Origin of the sequence: uncultured Aggregatibacter sp. (assembly GCF_901873365.1) — a bacterium.
Lineage (GTDB): Bacteria > Pseudomonadota > Gammaproteobacteria > Enterobacterales > Pasteurellaceae > Aggregatibacter.
The window spans coordinates 1-1,408 of the sequence record NZ_CABFLM010000136.1; the positions used below are offsets into that span (position 1 = coordinate 1).

A 1,408-nucleotide genomic window follows, 5' to 3' on the forward strand; every position below is an offset into this window, starting at 1 on the left:
TGTTAGAACAAGGGCTTAGTCGGCTTAAACCGACAGAATGCCCGATTATTCATAGCGACCAAGGCGTATTGTATGGCTCGGCGGAATGGGTAAAGATGTTGGAAGGTAAAGCGGTTCAAAGTATGAGCCGCCGAGGAAATTGCTACGATAATGCGGTGATTGAAAGTTTTTTTGCAATATTAAAATCAGAGTGCTTTTACTCTCGGACTTATCATTCAATTGCTGAATTACAGGCTGAAATTGAAGAATATTTAGTGTATTACAACCAAAAACGAATTAAACTTGCTTTCAAAGGATTGAGCCCGGTGCAATACCGAGCTCAATATTTAAGTTAACTAACCTGTCCAACTTTTGGGGGGCAGATCACTTTGTATACTAGCCGCTTTATTTGGCATCTTAGGCAGCATTCTTTCCACGGCGCGTGGCGGTTGGCCGGCATTGCCCATTCTCTTGATTGCATTACTTTGGATATATCGCCGCAATTTATCAAAAACCTTCTTTATTACGTTGATTGGCTTGTTTACTCTCGCCATTATCGGCATCACGCAAATACCAAATAATCAGATAAGTGAGCGTTTTGCGGCAGCACAAGATGATATTCAACAATATTTAGAACAGGGCAATGGTTCTACCTCTGTCGGCGCACGTTTTGATATGTGGCAATCCGTCTTCATCATGGTACAAGAAAAGCCGATATTGGGCTGGGGAACACAAGGCGCCCCCCCCCAAAAACGCCACCAGTTAGCCGAACAAGGCATCATCAGCCAATACGCCGGGCAATTTACGCATGCGCACAATCAATATTTAGATGATCTTTCTAAGCGTGGCATCGTTGGATTAGTCGCCTTTTTAGCAATCTTTGTTATACCGCTACGCCGTTTTATGCCTGGCTTAAAAAGCGATTCCGCAGAAACAAAATTAATTGCCACATTAGGCACCCTTCATGTACTCGCCGTGATGATTTACTGCCTAAGCCAAAGCTTCTTCACCCATAATTCAGGGAATTTATTTTACTTTTTCCTCACGATTGTATGGTATGCCTTGTTCACCACGCAGCAAGGTAATATCAAGAAGATGTCATAAGCCTAAAATTAACAATCCTCTACGATGGCGCAAGCCCCTACGATGGCGCAAGCCCCTACGATGGCGCAAGCGTCCACGCTTGTGCCTGTAACTAAAATGAAAAAAGCACAAGCGTGGACGCTTGCGCTATCGTGGGGGCATAAAAAAGCACGCGTCAGGAGACGCGCGCTATCGTGGAGGAATTCTATCTATATATTTTTAAAAACTTATTTTTTTGAAAATTCTATAACTTTTATAAATTTATTGCCATCATCACCTAATTCAATGATTGAATAAAAATTATTATTATGAATAAGTACTCTTTTATCACCAGGTACATCAGGAT

2 protein-coding genes are annotated in these 1,408 nt (G+C 42.0%); both read left to right on the forward strand.

Annotation, left to right across the window (positions count from 1 at the left end):
* The coding region (locus tag QZ106_RS10305; protein ID WP_295976717.1) for an IS3 family transposase at positions 1-335 on the forward strand (335 nt) is incomplete at its 5' end.
* A 16-nt stretch (positions 336-351) separates the two neighbouring features.
* On the forward strand, positions 352-1,083 hold the full coding sequence (locus QZ106_RS10310) for an O-antigen ligase (protein ID WP_295976718.1): 732 nt from the start codon (positions 352-354) through the stop codon (positions 1,081-1,083).
* Positions 1,084-1,408: the final 325 nt, after the last annotated feature.